Source organism: Acinetobacter sp. YH01024 (assembly GCF_013420195.1).
Taxonomy (GTDB): domain Bacteria; phylum Pseudomonadota; class Gammaproteobacteria; order Pseudomonadales; family Moraxellaceae; genus Acinetobacter; species Acinetobacter amyesii.
In genome coordinates this window covers 1-17,842 of the sequence record NZ_VOYQ01000002.1, presented here as the reverse complement: position 1 = coordinate 17,842, position 17,842 = coordinate 1, and the positions used below count along the sequence as shown (strand labels likewise).

Genomic DNA, 17,842 nt, shown 5'->3' with positions numbered 1-17,842 from the left:
CCCGTTATTGCGATGGATGGATCATTATTTTAAACACATGATACAGATGCTACTAACGATTTGCGTTGCCAGTAGTATTCAAGCTGCAGAACTGAACTTTCAAAAAGTTCTAGAGCAGGAAAGAGCTTGGGCGGGCTTGAGCAGTAAAAAAGTCAAAAATAATGAAATCGAGTGGACATATAGTGAAGGAGGAGATCCACGAAAACCGACGCTGTTATTGCTACATGGTTTGTCAGGCACGCGTGATAATTGGAACCGCGTTGCCCGTTATTTAACGCCCAATTATCATGTCATTATTCCAGATCTGCCAGCACATGGAGAAACTATTGTCACAGATCAATTTGATCTATCAATTCCAAATTTAACTGAAAAATTACGACGATTTATTGATGCTGCAAAGTTAGATCCAAATTTACATATCGCAGGGCATTCGATGGGTCGTGCAATTGCCATGCTCTATAGCGCTCAGTATCCCTTAGAAGTGAAATCTTTATTGTTGGTGGATTCGGCTGGTGTCTTTAAGTCGAGCAATACAGCGTATCTAAAAGATACGGCAAAGCTTGCAGAGCTAGTGGTCAGAAAAACCGGTGATTTTGATCGCGTGATGAAGATCGTGATGCAATCTCCGCCTTTTATTCCACAAGAATTAAAAATTGGGCAAGAAAAGTTGATGATAGTTCAGTCTAAACATACCAATAAAATGGTGGAACAACTGCAAAAAATGGCGACCTTGTATACGCCAGAGTCCTTTGCTTTGGCTGCACGAGGCATTGATGCACCTGTGTTTATTATCTGGGGGAAGCAAGATCAGATTATCAATGTTGAAGTGGCAGAAGAACTGAGAAGCTTATTTAAAAAAGCCAAAAAGCCTCTGATTTTAGACCATATTGGTCATATGCCTATCTTAGAAGCGGAGCAGTTAATGGCGTTGCCATATTTAAAGTTTCTTTCAACTGTTCAATGAATCAAATCGGTAAAGTGGGTGAAAAAAAAGCGAGAAATATCTCGCTTTTTTAAACTTAATTAGACACGTTGAGTCGATTTAAGTACGTACTTTAATTTCATAGCCCGTGTATTTACGAATATTGATCACACCGGTATCCAAAATCAGATACTGACCTTTAATCCCTTGTAATTTTCCTCGAATAATCGGTGTTTTGTCCAAATTATGCGATTTGATTTTTTCAGGATATTCGTCTACCGGGTAGATAAATTGGCGTGGCAACTCATCTTCTAACAGTTCAACGGTTTCATTAAACTCTAAATTTTGGCTAAATTCTTCGCGAATGGTCTGAATTTTTGGAGCGAATTCTTCTACCAATTGGTCGCGAATTTCGATCAGGTTGATCGGTTCTGCTTCACCTTTGAGCAACTTACGCCAATCTGTTTTATCGGCCACTTGCGTACCAAACATGACTTCAAGCTGACCAGATAAACGACGTGAACCAACTTTCATAATAGGCAAAGCTTGCGTCGCACCTTGGTCTAGCCAACGTGTAGGCATTTGACCCAAGCGAGTAATCCCGACTTTTAAGGCACTTGAATTGGCTAAATAGACAATATGCGGTTGAAAGCAAACTTCATGGGCAAAATCATCTTCACGGCAAGTCCCGAGATGGTAATGACAGGTTTCAGGCTTCATAATGCACATATCACAAGAAGCCTTAGTTTTCATGCATTTGAAGCAATGACCTTGTGAATACGATTTAGGTGTTTTTGCGCCGCAAGAAATGCAGTAGATATTTCCAGTGGCTTCGATTTCAATTTCTTGGCCAAGGCTAAATGGTAGATCAACTTCTGAGCGATCTAGAATAAATTTATACTCAACATTTGCCTTGTGTGTATGTTGATCAGTTACACTAAGGTCTTTAAGACCTGCATGCATTTTATGGCAAATGCCTTGTAGTTCCATACGAATACTCACTTCATTATTAAGGATGCGGTCAATGGCTGAACAAAATGTCATCACTTCTATGCTAGACGATTTGTCAAAAGAGCAGCCAATTTCAACCGCAATCTGTATTGGTCAGGATCTTGAGCAATACAATCAATTTCATCCAATTCAATGGCAACATTTTAACGTAACTGAGTTTTTAAATCTGCCTTTTACCCAGCGTTTTGACCTTGGATTTGTGATTCTTGATACTGAAACCATGTTGAGTTTGGATCAGCAGCAGAAAACGCAGATGTTGGTAAAATTACGAGACCTATTCGCCAAACGCATCGTAGTGGTGAGTAAATTACACGATGAACAATTATTACGTGCTTTAGGCTTTACTCAGCTCATTGATAAAACCACGCATGAAAGTGATTTTGCTTTATGGCAGTTTAATATTTTGACTTATAAACACATTCCAGATTGGTTTAACTCTAAATTTTGGGCAAATCCTGAAAACTGGGATAAATTCCGTTGGTAACAAATACTTAGCCTGTGAAAAATTGCAAAAAATTAACAAACATTTATGAAAAATTTGTCTTTTCCCACGTATGCTGTAATTAAGTTTATCTAGGTTTCACTGGGAAAAATAAAATGACAAATTTAAATAATATTGTTGAGATTTTAGCAAAGCAGGCCCTTGGTGGTGCAAACAATCAAAATCAACAAGGTGGCTTGGGCGGTATTTTAGGTTCGGTGCTGGGTCAATTGGGTGCAAATGCAGGCACTCAAAATACCCAAAACAATGCTCAAAACCAAGCGGGTGGTTTGGCTGGAATTCTAGGCTCTGTGTTGGGCCAACTGGGCGGTGCAGCGCAGTCGCAGCAACGTAGTAGTGGTGGCAATGCTTCAACCATTTTAGTTGCAGTGTTACCTCTGGTGCTGGCTTGGATTCAAAAACAAGGTGGCCTACAAGGTGCTTTGGATAAATTACGTGGACAGGGCTTGAGCAGTCAGGTTGATGATTGGGTATCTACAGGCCCTGGCGATAATGCCGCTGTGAATAATCAACAAGTACAAAATTTATTTGATGATGCTGAAGTGGAGCAAGTTGCACAAGAAACACAAACTCAGAAACAAGATGTGTATAGTGCAATTTCAACAGTATTGCCGCAAATTATTGACTCATTGACGCCACAAGCTGGACAAACCAATCAGCAAGAAGCGAATGCTGATATTCAACAAGTGATGAATTTGGTCTCAGGTTTTCTTAAGCGTTAATCAAAATATCGCTTTAGGTATTTAATTGAATACAAGCCAGTGAACACTGGCTTTTTATGACTTGAAAAATGGTAACAATGTGTCGCTAAGATTGTCACTAGGATGGATTAAATAAACGGTTCGACACACTGATTTTTTTGCCAATATAGTGTGATTTTTTTTGACGAATCAAAATGATTTTTGACTGAAATTCTAACTCACCAAACTCTGGTTCAACTTGCACATAATGTAGTTGACCAAACTCATCACGCACACGCGCTTGAGCCGAAAAGCCGGGACGGGCATTTCCACTTGAAATGGTTGCTAGACGACCCAGTAGGTTAACGGTTTGTTTTTTATATTTGGGCGGTACAACCTGATCCAAACAATGAATCATAAATACCGTAAAGAATATGGCAATAATCAACGCAGGTAAAATAAGATAATAAGCGGGAACGAATTGACCTTCTTTAGCGTGAATACAGAACTGAAGTACATAGCCTGCAAAGCTAAAATTCATCAGTAGAAAGAACAAAATCAGAGTCTTGGAAAATTTGACATTCAATAATGCCAATTCTTGTATGCGCTGTGGGGCAATTCTTTTCAAAACTTGGCTAGGACTAATATTGATGTAATAGCCAATGGTTTCAACCATGCCCAATAACAGTACGGCCAATAAACTTAAATGAAAGGGTATTAAGTTATAGTCTGTTAAAAATGCGGACATGGTTGTATTCCAGTGTTTATTCTTCTGTGAGGTAGATTCCACCGTCAGAATGCACGTTAATGTTCACTTTTTCAAGGGCTTGACCTTGGCATGGGCCAGAAATACATTCCCCAGAGTCGACCATAAACAGTGCGCCGTGTGTTGAGCACTCAATAAACTCTTGGTCACGATCTAGAAACTGATTTTCAAGAAACTCAAGTTCCACGTGCAAGTGTGGGCAGTTATTTTGATAAGCGTAAAACATGCCATCACGTTGGGTGATAAAAATCGTTTCACCTTCAGGCGTTTCGAATGATCGTGCTTCACGTTCAGGCACATCATCCGTCATGCAAATTTTAAACATTAAGCACATTCCTTCTGAAATGATTGTAAAAGCTGAGCATAGTCTTCAACTGCTAGGCGTGGACCAAACTGAGCCACAACTTCACTTGAGATCAAGATGGCAAGTTCAGCAGCCGTTTGATAGTCATGACCTGCATTGAGTGCGTATAGGAAAGCACCAGCAAAAGCATCACCAGCACCATTGGTATCTACTGCGGTAACTTTACGACCTGGCACGGTAAATGTTGCGGCTTCATTATGAATTAAGGCACCTTTGGCACTTAATGTAATGACAATGTGTTTGCTTAGTGATTGCAATTTCGTAAGTGCAGCATCTAAATGATCTGTTTCTGTATACATCAGTGCTTCTTGTTCATTACAGAACAATAAGTCCACGCCATCATCGAGTAATTCATCTAGACCTTGACGTGCATATTGCACCATTGCTGGATCAGATAAGGTCAATGCAATTTGTACACCATTGGCTTTGGCGATTTGGCGTGCTTGTTTTACCGCAAGGCGTGCGCTGTCTGATGTTGAAAGATAACCTTCGATATATAACCATTTCGCAGTATTTAAGCTGCCAAAATCAATTTGGCTATCAGTCAATTCCGCAGTAATACCGAGGTAAGTATGCATCGTACGTTCAGAATCAGGGCTGACCAATACCATGCATGTGCCAGTTACACCTTCACTGATTGATTGAGTTGCAGTTTGGATGCCAGCGTCGTTTAAACCATTTAGGTAAATTTGACCTAAGTCATCATTGCCGACACGACAACCATAAAATGCAGTTCCGCCTAAAGCACTAAAAGCAACCGTTGTATTTGCTGCAGAACCACCAGAAGCTTGACCTTTATATTCTTGAGTGGCTTTTAGATTGTTATAAAGGGCTGCTTGAGTATCGCCATCTGTCAGTTGCATCGTACCTTTTTGCAGATTGTGTTGAATTAGGAATTCGTCAGAGACTTTAAATTCTTGGTCAATAAGTGCATTACCAATTGCAAAAAGGTCAACAGTTGCCATGTTGTATGTTCACATCAAAAAAATGAAAGTGCTAAGTTTACACGAATGCTCAGGATTGCTGTAGTTTGTTGAAAAAAATTCAATTAAAGGACAAGTGTGTATAAAAATCGGGCAAATCCATTATATTTTTACATTTTTTTTGAATTAGTTGCCGTTTTAATCAGCTTTGCTATTGTGCAAATCGAAAAATTTTACTTTTATAGAGCTATAGGGTGTTCAGACTGAATCAAGATGATTTGGTCATCATAAATAGATAACAGATTAAAAGTGTGAATATATGGAAATTACGATTCGTCCAGCAGAGCAACTTCCTGCTCAAATCGAAAATATTGCTGCTTTGGCGCAGCATGAAGGCTATACATTTATACACCGTTTAATTGAAGAATATCAAAGTGGTAAAAATCGTTTTGACCAAACGGGTGAGCAATTATTGCTTGCTTATGATGGCGATAAATTAATTGCTTGTGGCGGTTTAAATCAGCAATGGGGTGATACTGGTGTAGAAGAACGGATTGGACGAGTTCGCCGTTTCTATGTGCATCCGCAGTACCGTCAGCATGGCGTGGGTAAGCAGCTATTGGTGGAATTGGAAAAGGGTGCGAAAAAGCATTTTTCTGCACTGTGCTTAAATACAGAACTTAAAAATGCTGCAAAATTCTATCAAAAGCAGAATTATGTCTATGTTGAAAGTCATCCAAATTATAATTATTTCAAATATCTAGTTTAGTTTTAAATCCAAAAATAGACTCTAAATACTGTAAATGAAGCATCCGATATCGGGTGCTTTTTTTTCATTTAGTAATTCAAAAAAAGAGTGCTTTATTTTAAGCAAAGTTTTAAGCAAAAATTCATTTTAGTTATCGAAGATATAAGCATCAAAATAACTGCATAGAGTGATGCATATGCAAGTGTATGAGCTACAAGACTACGTTAAAAAGTCCCTGAGATTACCGCACTGTTTTGGTTGACCAAAATTTTTGCGACCATCTTTGGTGAAACCAGTGTTGATGCATTGTCCATGTCCTTAAATTTGGGCTATTTACTCAGTACCTTTATTTTCGCAGGCATATTTATAAGTCTGCTATATTTTCAAATACAGTCAAAAGCATATAAATCTTATTTATATTGGGCCACGATTATTGCCAGTATCACGGTCGGTACGACCTTAGCGGATTCTGTAGATCGTTCTTTAGGGATTGGCTACTTGGGTGGTAGTTTGCTATTTCTGAGTTTGGTGCTCATATCGCTTTTCAGCTGGTATCAGGTCGAAGGGGCAATTAATCCGAGTGTAGAGAATTTGCCGCGAACACAGATCTTTTATTGGTTGACGATTACATTTTCTCAAACGCTAGGTACAGCTTTGGGGGACTGGACTTCCGATAGTACAGGATTAGGCTATAGCGGTGGCATTTGGCTATTTTGTGGTTTAATTCTATTGATGGCGTTGTTGTACTTTTTTAGTCGGGTCTCAAAGACGATTTTATTTTGGGCTACTTTTGTTTTGACACGTCCATTGGGCGCAGTTGTCGGCGATTTTCTAGACAAGCCAATCAGTTCAGGTGGATTGGATCTAAGTCGCTTTATGGCTTCTTTTGTACTGTTGTTGGCGATTGTGATTTGTGTCTATTGGTCAATACGAAATGATAGGCAATCCATAAAACCAGTCTAAATGTTTTAGTGCGAAAACAAGTGATTTTTAAAATTAAAGTTCAAGTTGATTAAAACAGTTGGAAATGTCGTTTCGGTGAATCTAGTTGTGATTTTTTAAGGTATACTTTGCCTAATTTAAATGAATAGATTAGGAGCACACATGACTGTAGATGTCACTGAAACCATTTCTCAAACTGTACATCCCGCGTTTCAGTTGATTCGTCAACATCATGTTGAAGCTTTAGACATTTTAGTGTCTGAATATAAACACAAAGTGACTGGCGCGGTGCATTATCACTTAGCCACAAACCATGATGAAAATGTATTTTTAGTTGCCTTCCGTACGCAGCCGATGGATTCAAAAGGTGAGGCGCATATTCTTGAGCATACAGCACTGTGTGGTTCAGAAAAGTTCCCTGTACGTGACCCATTCTTTTTAATGATTCGCCGTTCACTCAATACGTTTATGAATGCGTTTACCGCAGCGGATTGGACGGCTTATCCATTTGCAACACAAAATAAAAAAGATTTCCAAAACTTGTTAGAAGTTTATATGGATGCTGCTTTTGCTGCGAATTTGAACCCGCTTGATTTTGCGCAAGAAGGGATTCGTATTGAGCTAGAAAATGGCGAAGCAGTATATAAAGGCGTGGTATTTAATGAAATGAAAGGTGCCATGAGTTCACCTTCAGATCAGTTGTATCACCAACTTGCCCATCATTTATTCCCAGAAACGACATATCATTACAACTCAGGTGGTGATCCTAAAGACATTCCTGACTTAAGCTATGAAGAGTTGGTCAGTTTCTACAAATCACATTATCACCCAAGTAATGCGGTGTTCATGACTTTTGGTAATGAGCCTGCTTATAACTTACAAGAACAGTTTGAAACGCTTGCTTTGTCAAAATTTGAAAAAGGTCAAACGCTGTATTCAAAACCTGAGCGTCGTTTAACTGCGCCTGTAACTGTAACTGAAACGTATGCAGTTGATGCTGAAGACCTCAAAGACAAAACCTATCATGTGCTTTCTTGGTTATTGCCTGAAGCAAGTAATATTAAATTACGTTTAGGTATGCGTTTGGTTGAGGGGGTATTGCTTGAAGATTCTGCTTCACCATTACGTCATTACTTAGAAACCTGTGGTTATGCACAGTCGACTGGTCCATTTATGGGCGTAGATGACTCAAACTATGAAATGACGTTCTACTGTGCAATTCAAGGTTCAAACCCTGAGCATGCAGAACAATTTAAAAATGGCGTGTTTAAAGTATTAGAAGACGTTGCGGCTAAGCCTGTTGATTCGGCTTTAGTTGAAGCGATTTTGCATCAGATTGAATTGTATCAGCGTGAAATTAATGGTGATGGTACACCATATGGCCTAAGCTTAATTCTGAATGGTTTAAGCAGTGCGATTCACCATTCAGACCCTGTGGATGTCTGGGATGTGGATACGGCCATTGAACAAGTGAAGGAAGAGTTGAAAGACCCAATGTGGTTATCCAACTTAATCAAAACTTACTTGCTTGATAATCAACATCGTGTGCAATTAACTTTGGTTCCAGATGCTGAAAAAAATGCTTTGGAAGCGGCAGCAGAAAAAGCACGTTTAAAAGAAATAGATGCGAACTTAACTGAAGCGCAAAAAGCAGAGATTATTGCGCAGACTGAAGCATTGAACATTCGTCAAGATACGCCGGATGATTTGAATCTCTTGCCTAAAGTAGGTTTAGAAGATGTTCCTGCGCAGTTACAGATTGTACAAGGTCAATTACGTGAAATTATCAGTAATGGATTAGATACGCCGTTAAATCTTTACCACGCAGGCACCAATGGTCTCTACTACCAACAAGTTTTGATTCAGATTCCTGATGAAGTGGTGCAATCGCCGTATTTCAACCTCTTGTCGATTTTGATGGGTGAAGTTGGTGCAGGTGAATACGACTACTTAGAGCTACAACAGTTGCAAACAGCTGTGAGTGGCGGTTTAGGTATGGGTGCGTCGCTGCGTTCAAAAGTGGACGACAAAGGTCAAATTAGTGCTTGGCTGACTCTAACCACTAAATCATTGGTGAATAATCTTGAAGCTATTCGCTTATTGAAATTGGCTTTTGAACAGCTACGTTTTGATGAGAAAAACCGTATCGTAGAGTTATTGCAACAACGTAAAGCACGTTGGCAGTCACGTGTTTCTGGCTCTGGTCATAGCTATGCAATGCAAATTGCAGGTCGTCAACATAGTGCATTGGCGTTACGTGATTATCATAATACAGGCCTAGGCGCGCTGAACTGGTTGTCAGAACTTGTCAGCAAAATTGAGCAAGACGACACGGCTTATAATGCCTTGATTGATGAGCTTAAGTTAATTCATAACCGTTTGCTTAAAGCACCAAAACAATTCTTGGTGGTGTGTGAAGAACATCATTCAGACCGATTGGTTGAGGAAGTTCAAACCATTTGGGATAAAGTGGCGATTGACGATAACCCACATGATTTAACTCAAGTGAATTTTGCAGATAGCAACAATGACGAAGCTTGGCTCATTCAAGCCAATGTTCAGTTCTGCGCTTCAGCATATCCTGCGGTGGAAGTGTCGCATCCTGATGCAGCACCTTTAATGATTTTGGCGGCTTATTTGCGTAATGGCTTCTTGCATAGCGCGATTCGTGAAAAAGGTGGTGCTTATGGTGGCGGAGCAAGCTATGACGGTAATGCATGTTCATTCCGTTTCTATAGCTACCGTGACCCACGTTTAGCTGAAACGTTTAAAGATTTTGACGCAAGTGTGCAGTGGCTACTGAATGCTGAACAACAACCGCATCAGCTAGAAGAAGCGATTTTGGGTCTAATTGCTAGCATGGATAAACCGGGATCACCAGCGGGTGAAGCTATTACAGCTTGTTATGCTTTATTGCATAAACGCACTCCAGCTTTCCGTCAAATGTTACGTGAACGTCTTTTGAATGTGACTTTGGAAGATCTAAAACGTGTTGCTGTGGCGTACTTGGTTGAACAACAACCGACAAAAGCTGTGGTTGCACCGGTGGCTAAGCGAGATGCTTTGGTTGAGCTTGGTTTCGAAATAAAACAAGTGAATTAAAACAAAAAAGGGGTTTTTATGGCGTTCAAATCTCTTGAGCGTACGACATTGCAACTGAGCCTCATTGCGCTCAGTTCAATGTATGTCAATACTGTAAATGCACAAAATGCGGAAGTGGCTGTTAAACCAGCTACCGCTGAAGCATGTGTGGCACTTGAGTCAAATGCAGAGCGATTATCGTGTTATGATGCTTTGTTTAAAGTGCAACCTGCTGAAAAAGAAATGTTGGTTTCTGAGCGTCAAGCTGCCCAAGAAATCAAACCTGAGCCGACTGAAAAGCTGACTTTGAAAGAAAAAGTCAGTCATGCGTTTACGGACCGTTTATTTGCTGTAGAAGCACCGAACCTCAATCCAAATCTTTCACTATTGGATAGTCGTTGGGAGCTTTCTCCAGAAAGTAAATTGGGGACGTGGAATATTCGTGGCTATCAACCTGTGTATTTAATGCCGGGATATTGGACTTCGGATAAAAATGAACGTCCATCAAGCCCGAATGAAAACAACACGGTACAAGCCGATCAGGAACAAAACCTGAAATCGATGGAAGCCAAATTCCAATTGTCATTAAAAACCAAAGCTGTTGAAAACTTATTTGGTGATAATGGTGATATCTGGTTGGGCTATACCCAGTCTTCTCGTTGGCAAGTCTATAACGAAGACGAATCACGACCATTCCGTGAAACCAACTATGAGCCTGAAGCCAGTCTGGTTTTTCGTACCAACTATGAACTGTTGGGTTTGAACTGGCGTATGCTGGGCTTAACCTTTAACCATCAGTCTAATGGGCGTTCTGATCCCTTATCGCGGAGTTGGAACCGTGTCATGTTAAATCTAGGATTTGAACGTGACAATTTTGCACTGATGTTACGTCCTTGGTATCGTTTCGAAGAAGATACCAAAGATGATAACAACCCTGATATTACCGATTATGTGGGACGTGGGGATTTAACAGCATTTTATCGTCATAAAGATCATGACTTTAGTTTGATGTTACGTCATTCACTGAAAGGTGGTGATGATTCACATGGCGCTGTGCAGTTTGATTGGACTTTCCCAATCAATGGTAAATTGCGCGGCACAGTTCAATTGTTTGATGGCTATGGTGAAAGCCTGATTGACTATAACCATCGGGCAACCTACGTCGGTGTTGGTGTGTCATTAATGAATTGGTTTTAATGATTGCTCAATAATTAATTTACGGACGTAAAAGTAATTTCGCATTTTTAAGATGCTTTTAAGTCTAATCGACGGAGTCTTATATCTAGGGATTGAATAAAGGGATTAGCCTTCGGCTGGAGGTACTTTTGTTTCGGCAAAAGTACCCAAAACCATTGTCATCCGCAAAACTCGCTCTCTAGCGTCTATTTACTTAAAGTATCGCAAAAACATTTTTGATTAGAAGTCATCCTGTCTCAAACACTTGCGGATGACCTTACCGCGTATCGTTCTTTCATTTGAATCAAATTACGCTACTGATGTTACTATGTAACATCAGTAAATAAAAAAACCATGCTATGGCGTGGTTTTTTTTATGGCGGAGAGAAAATGTACAAATCAACCGATTTGGATCTCAGAAGGTGGGTGTTTTAACCGACTCTTCTTCGGTGTGGCAATCAGATAGGCCAGTGTTAAGGGGCCAAGTCGACCTGCGAACATTAATAACATCAGGGCAACTAAACTAGCAGGTTGTAAGTCGCTGGTGATGCCACGAGATAGACCAACGGTGCAAGCAGCGGATACCGCTTCGAACAACAAATCTAAAAAGCGTTTATCAGGTTCGAGAAGCAATAGACTGAAAAAGCCAATGAAAATCAACGTTACTGTAATGAAAATCACCGCTAATGCTTTAAAGGTGGTTTTTTCTGAAACAGAGTGGTTAAACACACGTAGTTCGTCTTCACGTCTTAAAAAACTGACAACACTGAGCACAACAATAATAAACGTTCCGACTTTAATGCCACCGGCCGTACTGAGAGAACCACCACCAATAAACATTAGTAACATCGTGACGAGTGATGATGCATCGCTCATGCTTTCCATGGGTAAGCTGTTAAAACCGGATGAACGTGGAACCGTTGCATGGAACCAAGCATTTAGGGCTTGATCACCTAGTGACATCGTGGCTAAGGTTGCAGCATTATTGGCTTCTAATAACCAAATGGTGATGAAGGCAAAGACATTTAAGCCTGCAATGGTCGATAAAATCAGCTTGCTATTGGTGCTGAGTTTTTTCCAACTTTTATTGCGCTTAATGTCCATCAGTACCAAAAAGCCGATACCACCGATGATATAAAGCATACTGATGGTAAATGTAATGAAATAACGGTCAGCGAAGCTCATTAAACTATTGGGAAATAATGAAAATCCACCATTATTAAATGCTGAAACACTATAAAAGGCAGCATAAAACAGGGCCTGGTTAAAATTGTATTCTTGCATCCAAGCGATGGTCAAAATAACCGTTCCCACCATTTCAAAAAATAGCGAATAAAGCAGTACGCCTTTAATAGTCATGGTCACTTTGGCAAGGCTGGTTTGTCCAATGGTTTCTTGAGCCATAATTTGTTGTTTTAGCCCAATTTTAGGGGACAAACTCATAGCGGCCAATATCGCAAAGGTCATAAAGCCGAGACCGCCGCATTGTAGTAAACCCATAATCACGACTTTACCAAACACAGTATAGGCTTCGCCGACATTTACAACCGAAAGTCCTGTAATGGTTACGGCTGAGGTCGCTGTAAAGAGGGCATTGATCCAACTTAAATCGCCATGATGTGAATAAGGGAGTTTTAACAGCAAGGTGCCAATGATAATGAGCCCAAGAAAACCCAATGCCAAAATACTGGGTGGGCTGAGATTAATGGTATTACGCTGTTTATTGTGAAGTTTCATGTTTTTTTACTGTCATCTTGCGTGATTATGTGCAAAAGGAGCTCGACGCTGATTACAAAGTTGCTTTAAAGTGTTTAGCCAGTCGACGTAAATGTTCGAGTAAACCTTCAACCACTAAAATATCGCCTGTTTGTAAAATCAGGTTCGGATCTAAACTATATTGAAGCTGGGTGCCACGTTTATGCAAAATCGCCTTCACTTCAGGGACATGATCCATTATTTGATTTAGACGCGTGCCTTGTTGTGATTCTTTAATTTCAACTTTCACCAAATAATGATCATCTTCGAGCACCATGTAGCGACTCACCATCGGATAACTCAGTGACTGGGCAACACGGACGCCCATATCTTCTTCAGGATGGATGATTTTGCTGATGCCTAAATGGGTTAAAATCATGTGATGCGCTTTGGACTTGGCTTTGGCCCAAATTTTGTTGATCCCCATGTTTTTAAGATGGAGCACACATAAGATGCTGGCTTCAATATCTTCACCAATTGCGACTACGACTGCTTCACAATTTTGAATATTGAGTTCTTGTAAAACGTGTTCATCTGTTGCATCAGCAATCACTGCATGGGTCAGTTGGTCCGAAATACTTTCAACAAACTTTTTGTTGCTATCGATTCCAATGACATCGTGTTTTAAACCCATGAGTTCAGTGGCTACAGTTGCGCCAAAACTTCCTAAGCCAATCACAGCGAATTGTGCCATGCCGTATTCCTAAATTATTCTAAAGTTATTGAATATGTTGATGTTAGCTTGTTCAGCCTAGAGCGGCTATGAAAATTTACATAATCCATCTAAACCGAAAAGTTTTAATTTTTAATTTCTTCAGCGTTTTGATAGGCATAAAGTTCAGCAATATTGGGGCAATTTTCCATAACTTGTTGGTATTTAAAAATTTCATAACCTAATTTGTTTTTTAGAATGTATTGAAATTGATGCTGATCTTCTTTAATGACATTTAGGGTAGCTTTACGAACGAGCTCGGAATTGTTCTTTAAACGGTTTAAGCCATCGCATGAAAATTCACGGATAATGGCTTGAACAGATTCGGGAGCGGTTTGATCACTTAGCTCATCAAAGCGAATATATACAATGTAATTTGGATATTGATTCAACATTTCAGCCTGCGCGGTATAGCCGTAAATATTTTCTAGATTTTGCGTACGTGACTGATTTGGAATTTGTTTCATACTTTGACGAATCTTATCTTCCTCTTGCTTAAGTTGATAAGCCGGATATGCATAAAAATATCCACCTAAACCCACAATGACGATCATAAATAAGGCATAAAAATTCAATTTTAAATATCCATTTTGTTTTATTTTCAATGGATTATAGGGTATGGTGAATTTAACAACAATGACAGCGTTGATGAATTAATTTGATGAATTTATTTATTTTGATTCAGGAAATAGTTGATGCAAATAAAAAAGCTGGAACCTAGATCCCAGCTTTCATATAGAAATTTTACTTATTTCAAGAAACGTTGATAACCGAGGTTATTGGTAATCTCAACATATGGATAGGTAATATTTTCCAATGTTTCAATTAAACCATCTGGGTTTTGTTTCGCATCCGTTGCTTCCATACCCACCAATACACGGCCTTCAGCAGCACCGTGGTTACGGTAGTGGAATAGGGTGATGTTATGCGTTGGGCCTAGACGTTCTAAGAAAGTCAGTAATGCGCCCGGACGTTCGGGGAATTCCACGCGGAATAGGCGTTCATTTTCAATATCGGCATGACCGCCAATCAAATAACGGATATGGAGTTTAGCCACTTCATCATCGGAAAGATCGTCTACATCGTATTGGAATTTCAAAGTTTCAAAAATTTCCTGACGTTCTTTTTCGCCATTTTTGAGACTAATACCCACAAACACTTGAGCGGCACTTGAGTAGCTTGCGCGGTAGTTAAACTCAGTGATGTTACGGCCTTGTAGTGCACGGCAGAATTTAAGGAAAGAACCTTTTTCTTCTGGAATGGTCACAGCAAAGATCGCTTCTTTACGTTCACCCAGTTCGGTACGTTCTGCAATGTAGCGCAGACGGTCAAAGTTCATGTTTGCACCGCAAACAATCGATACCATATTTTTACCTTCTAGACCATGCTCAGCTACATACTTCTTAATACCTGCAAGCGCCATTGCACCTGACGGTTCTACAATGCTGCGGCATTCATCAAAGGTATCTTTAATCGCTGCACAGATTTCATCGGTATTTACCAGTACAACTTCACGCTCAACAATAGGGCCTGAGTTATCTGATTTTTGTAGCTGAATCACTTCAAATGGTTTTTCACCAATTTGAGCAACTGCTGTACCGTCGGCAAATAAACCTACAGATGGAAGAATGACACGTTCATTAGCTTCAAAGGCTGCTTTTAAACATGCTGATTCGTCATATTCAACAGGAATGACTTTAACATGCGGTGCCACATCACCAAGATAAGCAGCTACACCGGCAATGAGACCGCCACCGCCCACAGCAACAAATACATAGTCTACATCACGCCATTGACGCAAAATTTCGTTGGCAATGGTTCCTTGACCGGCCATAACGAGTTCGTCGTCATAAGGTGGAATAAAGGTCATACCTTCATCTTTTGCACATTGGATTGCGTATTTATTGGCTACGTCAAAAGAATCGCCATGCAGAACCACTTCACCGCCTAAGCGTTTAACCGCTTGTACTTTAATGTCTGGTGTGGTTTTAGGCATAACGATAATGGCGCGAATACCCAACTTTTTACCAGATAACGCCACGCCTTGAGCATGGTTACCTGCAGAAGCCGTAATAACGCCACGTTCCAACTGAGATTTCGGTAATTGACTAATACGGTTGTAGGCACCGCGTAGCTTGAAAGAAAAGACAGGTTGTAAATCTTCGCGTTTAAAGCGAATGTTATTGTTTAGTTTTTCACTAATTCGTGGCGCTGCTTCGAGTGGGGTTTCGATTGCAACGTCATAGACCGTTGCCTGTAATATTTGTCGAACCAAACGAGACAGCATGTTAATTTTCCATCTAACAGTTTAAAATAGGGGTTTATTGTAACAAACCACTGTACATTTGGGCTGAAAAATCAGCGTCTAATGTCAAAAAATAGTTGAGCCAAGTTATGAGTCTGTATGCAACCCAAGATGAAAAGAAACAAGCTGCCGCAAAAGCTGCGTTAAAGCATTTGCCAAAGGGCGGTATTTTGGGTGTTGGTACAGGAAGTACTGTGAACTTCCTCATCGAATTATTGCCAGAGCTTCAACTCGAAGCTGCGGTTGCAAGTTCTGAAGCAACTGCACAACGTTTGAAAAAATTAGGCATTGAAGTGGTTGATATGAACCACGTTGGCGGTTTAGATGCCTATGTGGATGGTGCAGATGAAATCGACCGTCATATGCACATGATTAAAGGTGGCGGCGCTGCGTTGACTCGTGAAAAAATCGTGGCGTCTATTGCGAAAAAATTCGTTTGTATCGTAGATGATTCTAAATGGGTTGATCAGTTGGCACGTGAATTTCCGCTTCCTGTAGAAGTGATTCCAATGGCACGTTCTGCTGTGGCACGTAAAATCGTTTCTTTGGGCGGTGACCCAGTTTACCGTGAAGGTGTGGTAACGGATAACGGAAATGTAATTTTAGATGTTCATAACCTCAATATCTTAAATGCGTTGGAACTTGAAAAAACTTTAAACAATATTCCCGGTGTGGTGTGTAACGGTATCTTTGCTTTGAACAAAGCAGATATTGCTGTTGTTGCGACCGATAACGGTATTGAAGAGCGTACAGCGGTTTAATCTGTTCTATTAGAATCCCCCTAAATCCCCCTTTTATAAAGGGGGACTTTTCACCTGAATTTATTTAGGTGATTTTCCCTCCTTTGTAAAAGGAGGGTTAGGGAGGATTTAAAATTAATAAAAAATATGACTCCCAACCTTCCTGAAATTCAAATCACTCGAAAATTACGTGCCACACGCTTAAGATTGCGAGTAGAACCAACTCAAATTAAATTAACGGTTCCCCAGTTTTGTACACAGCGCCAAGTTCAAGATTTTCTGAAACAAGCAGAACAATGGATGATTGAGACATGGCAGAAGCAGCAGGAAAAAACAGGGCAGATTGATAAAACGCTTCCAGCTGAATTAAAACTATTCAATTTAGAACAGCCTTTAAAGGTTATTTATAAAACGCAAAAAAACTCATTTATCTTGGATGAAGAAAAGCATCAGCTTTTCATCAGTGATCGGCAGCCTGAGCAATATTTAAAAAGCTTTGTGATTGCTTATGCCAAAGAGTATTTACCAATTTATTTAAAGCAAGTGAGCAGTGAAACAGGCTTAAAATATGGTGAGTGCTCGATTCGTCAGCCCAAAACTCGCTGGGGTAGTTGCTCTGCAAAGCATGACATTATGCTGAATAGCGGCTTGGTGTTGCTCCCATTAGAAATTACGCGTTATGTGGCTGTACACGAGTTAGCGCATACTCAGCATTTTGACCATAGCCCAAACTTTTGGGCTGAAGTCCAAAAGCATGATTCAAACTATAAAGATCATCGGAAAACTTTAAAAAGTGGTGTGATGCCGTGGTGGTGGTGCTAGTATATTTTTCATAAAACCTAAACTGATTGGGTGTATAGTTATGAAAAATAGAAAAATTCTGGGATTAATTTTACTTGCATATTCAGCACCAATTTTTGCAAATAGTTTTCAAGATCGGGATAGCTGGCAAAAAAAAACCGAAGTAATGATGGTTGATGATATTGATCTTAAAACAGATGAGCTGATTGAGCAGGGCTATGTTCCTGTGATGAGTGAAACATTTAAAAGTGTATCTACAAATAGGGGCTACAGCGATAGCATGTGGGACCTGAAAAATAAAGGAAATCAATTGGGGGCACAAATCGTTATTTTCACTAATACGCCTGTAGAGAGTGGAAATTATTATAGGTATAGAAATTCAAAGCCAGATTCATATCCGTTTTTAGTTGGTGA

General features: G+C 40.0%; 17 protein-coding genes and 1 pseudogene. 10 read left to right on the top strand and 8 right to left on the bottom strand.

Going from position 1 to position 17,842, the window contains the following annotated elements:
* Window positions 1–46 precede the first annotated feature (46 nt).
* Window positions 47–964, top strand: a complete 918-nt coding sequence (locus tag FTT88_RS01360) for an alpha/beta fold hydrolase (RefSeq protein WP_373683057.1) — start codon at window positions 47–49, stop codon at window positions 962–964.
* A 78-nt stretch (window positions 965–1,042) separates the two neighbouring features.
* On the opposite strand, the gene FTT88_RS01355 is transcribed toward FTT88_RS01360, so the two are convergent.
* Window positions 1,043–1,912 (bottom strand): DUF2797 domain-containing protein, encoded by an 870-nt coding sequence (locus FTT88_RS01355; RefSeq protein WP_078189198.1) that lies wholly within the window; start codon window positions 1,910–1,912, stop codon window positions 1,043–1,045.
* Window positions 1,913–1,946: 34 nt separating this feature from the next.
* On the opposite strand from FTT88_RS01355, the gene FTT88_RS01350 reads away from it, so the two are divergent.
* Both FTT88_RS01350 and FTT88_RS01345 read left to right on the top strand, forming a co-directional pair.
* The gene (locus FTT88_RS01350) at window positions 1,947–2,417 is read left to right on the top strand and encodes a DUF6231 family protein (protein WP_078188659.1); all 471 of its coding nucleotides are present in this window, start codon (window positions 1,947–1,949) and stop codon (window positions 2,415–2,417) included.
* A 113-nt stretch (window positions 2,418–2,530) separates the two neighbouring features.
* Complete coding sequence (locus FTT88_RS01345) at window positions 2,531–3,157, top strand: YidB family protein (RefSeq protein ID WP_180004655.1); 627 nt, start codon at window positions 2,531–2,533, stop codon at window positions 3,155–3,157.
* Between the two features lie 97 nt (window positions 3,158–3,254).
* Here the strand turns inward: FTT88_RS01345 and FTT88_RS01340 are convergent, their stop codons facing one another.
* The 3 genes from FTT88_RS01340 to FTT88_RS01330 are packed head-to-tail and all read right to left on the bottom strand — an operon-like array spanning window position 3,255 to window position 5,210.
* Window positions 3,255–3,863 carry an OB-fold-containig protein gene (locus tag FTT88_RS01340; RefSeq protein WP_168378601.1) on the bottom strand — a complete coding sequence of 203 codons (609 nt, stop codon included), beginning with the start codon at window positions 3,861–3,863 and terminating at the stop codon, window positions 3,255–3,257.
* A gap of 16 nt (window positions 3,864–3,879) precedes the next feature.
* Window positions 3,880–4,206, bottom strand: a complete 327-nt coding sequence (locus FTT88_RS01335) for a Rieske (2Fe-2S) protein (protein ID WP_180004656.1) — start codon at window positions 4,204–4,206, stop codon at window positions 3,880–3,882.
* Window positions 4,206–5,210 carry an adenosine kinase gene (locus FTT88_RS01330; RefSeq protein ID WP_180004657.1) on the bottom strand — a complete coding sequence of 335 codons (1,005 nt, stop codon included), beginning with the start codon at window positions 5,208–5,210 and terminating at the stop codon, window positions 4,206–4,208. The genes FTT88_RS01335 and FTT88_RS01330 overlap by 1 nt, the downstream gene beginning before the upstream one ends.
* A 277-nt stretch (window positions 5,211–5,487) precedes the next feature.
* On the opposite strand from FTT88_RS01330, the gene FTT88_RS01325 reads away from it, so the two are divergent.
* The 4 genes from FTT88_RS01325 to FTT88_RS01310 all read left to right on the top strand — a co-directional run bounded on the left by FTT88_RS01325 (window position 5,488) and on the right by FTT88_RS01310 (window position 11,136).
* Window positions 5,488–5,937 carry a GNAT family N-acetyltransferase gene (locus tag FTT88_RS01325; RefSeq protein WP_078188654.1) on the top strand — a complete coding sequence of 150 codons (450 nt, stop codon included), beginning with the start codon at window positions 5,488–5,490 and terminating at the stop codon, window positions 5,935–5,937.
* A 237-nt stretch (window positions 5,938–6,174) separates the two neighbouring features.
* Window positions 6,175–6,879 carry a hypothetical protein gene (locus FTT88_RS01320; protein ID WP_257222611.1) on the top strand — a complete coding sequence of 235 codons (705 nt, stop codon included), beginning with the start codon at window positions 6,175–6,177 and terminating at the stop codon, window positions 6,877–6,879.
* A 141-nt stretch (window positions 6,880–7,020) separates the two neighbouring features.
* Entirely contained in the window at window positions 7,021–9,960 is a 2,940-nt protein-coding gene (locus tag FTT88_RS01315; protein WP_180004658.1) for an insulinase family protein, read from the top strand.
* Window positions 9,961–9,978: 18 nt separating this feature from the next.
* Window positions 9,979–11,136: a phospholipase A gene (locus FTT88_RS01310; protein WP_180004659.1), complete on the top strand. Its 1,158-nt coding sequence runs from the start codon at window positions 9,979–9,981 to the stop codon at window positions 11,134–11,136.
* Between the two features lie 378 nt (window positions 11,137–11,514).
* Here the strand turns inward: FTT88_RS01310 and FTT88_RS01305 are convergent, their stop codons facing one another.
* The 4 genes from FTT88_RS01305 to ilvA all read right to left on the bottom strand — a co-directional run bounded on the left by FTT88_RS01305 (window position 11,515) and on the right by ilvA (window position 15,869).
* Entirely contained in the window at window positions 11,515–12,852 is a 1,338-nt protein-coding gene (locus tag FTT88_RS01305; RefSeq protein WP_168378596.1) for a TrkH family potassium uptake protein, read from the bottom strand.
* Between the two features lie 52 nt (window positions 12,853–12,904).
* Complete coding sequence (locus tag FTT88_RS01300) at window positions 12,905–13,564, bottom strand: TrkA family potassium uptake protein (RefSeq protein ID WP_180004660.1); 660 nt, start codon at window positions 13,562–13,564, stop codon at window positions 12,905–12,907.
* Between the two features lie 104 nt (window positions 13,565–13,668).
* Entirely contained in the window at window positions 13,669–14,157 is a 489-nt protein-coding gene (locus FTT88_RS01295; RefSeq protein ID WP_180010115.1) for a hypothetical protein, read from the bottom strand.
* A gap of 173 nt (window positions 14,158–14,330) precedes the next feature.
* On the bottom strand, window positions 14,331–15,869 hold the full coding sequence (gene ilvA / locus FTT88_RS01290) for a threonine ammonia-lyase, biosynthetic (protein WP_180004662.1): 1,539 nt from the start codon (window positions 15,867–15,869) through the stop codon (window positions 14,331–14,333).
* A gap of 107 nt (window positions 15,870–15,976) precedes the next feature.
* Here ilvA and rpiA point away from each other — a divergent pair, with 107 nt between their 5' ends.
* The 3 genes and pseudogenes from rpiA to FTT88_RS01275 all read left to right on the top strand — a co-directional run.
* Entirely contained in the window at window positions 15,977–16,648 is a 672-nt protein-coding gene (rpiA, locus tag FTT88_RS01285; protein WP_180004663.1) for a ribose-5-phosphate isomerase RpiA, read from the top strand.
* 126 nt (window positions 16,649–16,774) lie between these two features.
* Window positions 16,775–17,449, top strand: coding sequence for a SprT family zinc-dependent metalloprotease (locus FTT88_RS01280; RefSeq protein ID WP_180004664.1), 675 nt, complete (start codon window positions 16,775–16,777; stop codon window positions 17,447–17,449).
* 40 nt (window positions 17,450–17,489) lie between these two features.
* Window positions 17,490–17,842: pseudogene (locus FTT88_RS01275) on the top strand (hypothetical protein); the annotation flags it as partial.

What these genes read in the sequence shown, in the direction of transcription:
- FTT88_RS01305 (WP_168378596.1), bottom strand. Translation starts at nt 12,852, where the DNA reads ATGAAACTTCACAATAAACAGCGTAATACCATTAATCTCAGCCCACCC.
- FTT88_RS01310 (WP_180004659.1), top strand. Translation starts at nt 9,979, where the DNA reads ATGGCGTTCAAATCTCTTGAGCGTACGACATTGCAACTGAGCCTCATT.
- ilvA (WP_180004662.1), bottom strand. Translation starts at nt 15,869, where the DNA reads ATGCTGTCTCGTTTGGTTCGACAAATATTACAGGCAACGGTCTATGAC.
- FTT88_RS01300 (WP_180004660.1), bottom strand. Translation starts at nt 13,564, where the DNA reads ATGGCACAATTCGCTGTGATTGGCTTAGGAAGTTTTGGCGCAACTGTA.
- rpiA (WP_180004663.1), top strand. Translation starts at nt 15,977, where the DNA reads ATGAGTCTGTATGCAACCCAAGATGAAAAGAAACAAGCTGCCGCAAAA.
- FTT88_RS01350 (WP_078188659.1), top strand. Translation starts at nt 1,947, where the DNA reads ATGGCTGAACAAAATGTCATCACTTCTATGCTAGACGATTTGTCAAAA.
- FTT88_RS01335 (WP_180004656.1), bottom strand. Translation starts at nt 4,206, where the DNA reads ATGTTTAAAATTTGCATGACGGATGATGTGCCTGAACGTGAAGCACGA.
- FTT88_RS01340 (WP_168378601.1), bottom strand. Translation starts at nt 3,863, where the DNA reads ATGTCCGCATTTTTAACAGACTATAACTTAATACCCTTTCATTTAAGT.
- FTT88_RS01360 (WP_373683057.1), top strand. Translation starts at nt 47, where the DNA reads ATGCTACTAACGATTTGCGTTGCCAGTAGTATTCAAGCTGCAGAACTG.
- FTT88_RS01325 (WP_078188654.1), top strand. Translation starts at nt 5,488, where the DNA reads ATGGAAATTACGATTCGTCCAGCAGAGCAACTTCCTGCTCAAATCGAA.
- FTT88_RS01280 (WP_180004664.1), top strand. Translation starts at nt 16,775, where the DNA reads ATGACTCCCAACCTTCCTGAAATTCAAATCACTCGAAAATTACGTGCC.
- FTT88_RS01330 (WP_180004657.1), bottom strand. Translation starts at nt 5,210, where the DNA reads ATGGCAACTGTTGACCTTTTTGCAATTGGTAATGCACTTATTGACCAA.
- FTT88_RS01355 (WP_078189198.1), bottom strand. Translation starts at nt 1,912, where the DNA reads ATGGAACTACAAGGCATTTGCCATAAAATGCATGCAGGTCTTAAAGAC.
- FTT88_RS01345 (WP_180004655.1), top strand. Translation starts at nt 2,531, where the DNA reads ATGACAAATTTAAATAATATTGTTGAGATTTTAGCAAAGCAGGCCCTT.
- FTT88_RS01315 (WP_180004658.1), top strand. Translation starts at nt 7,021, where the DNA reads ATGACTGTAGATGTCACTGAAACCATTTCTCAAACTGTACATCCCGCG.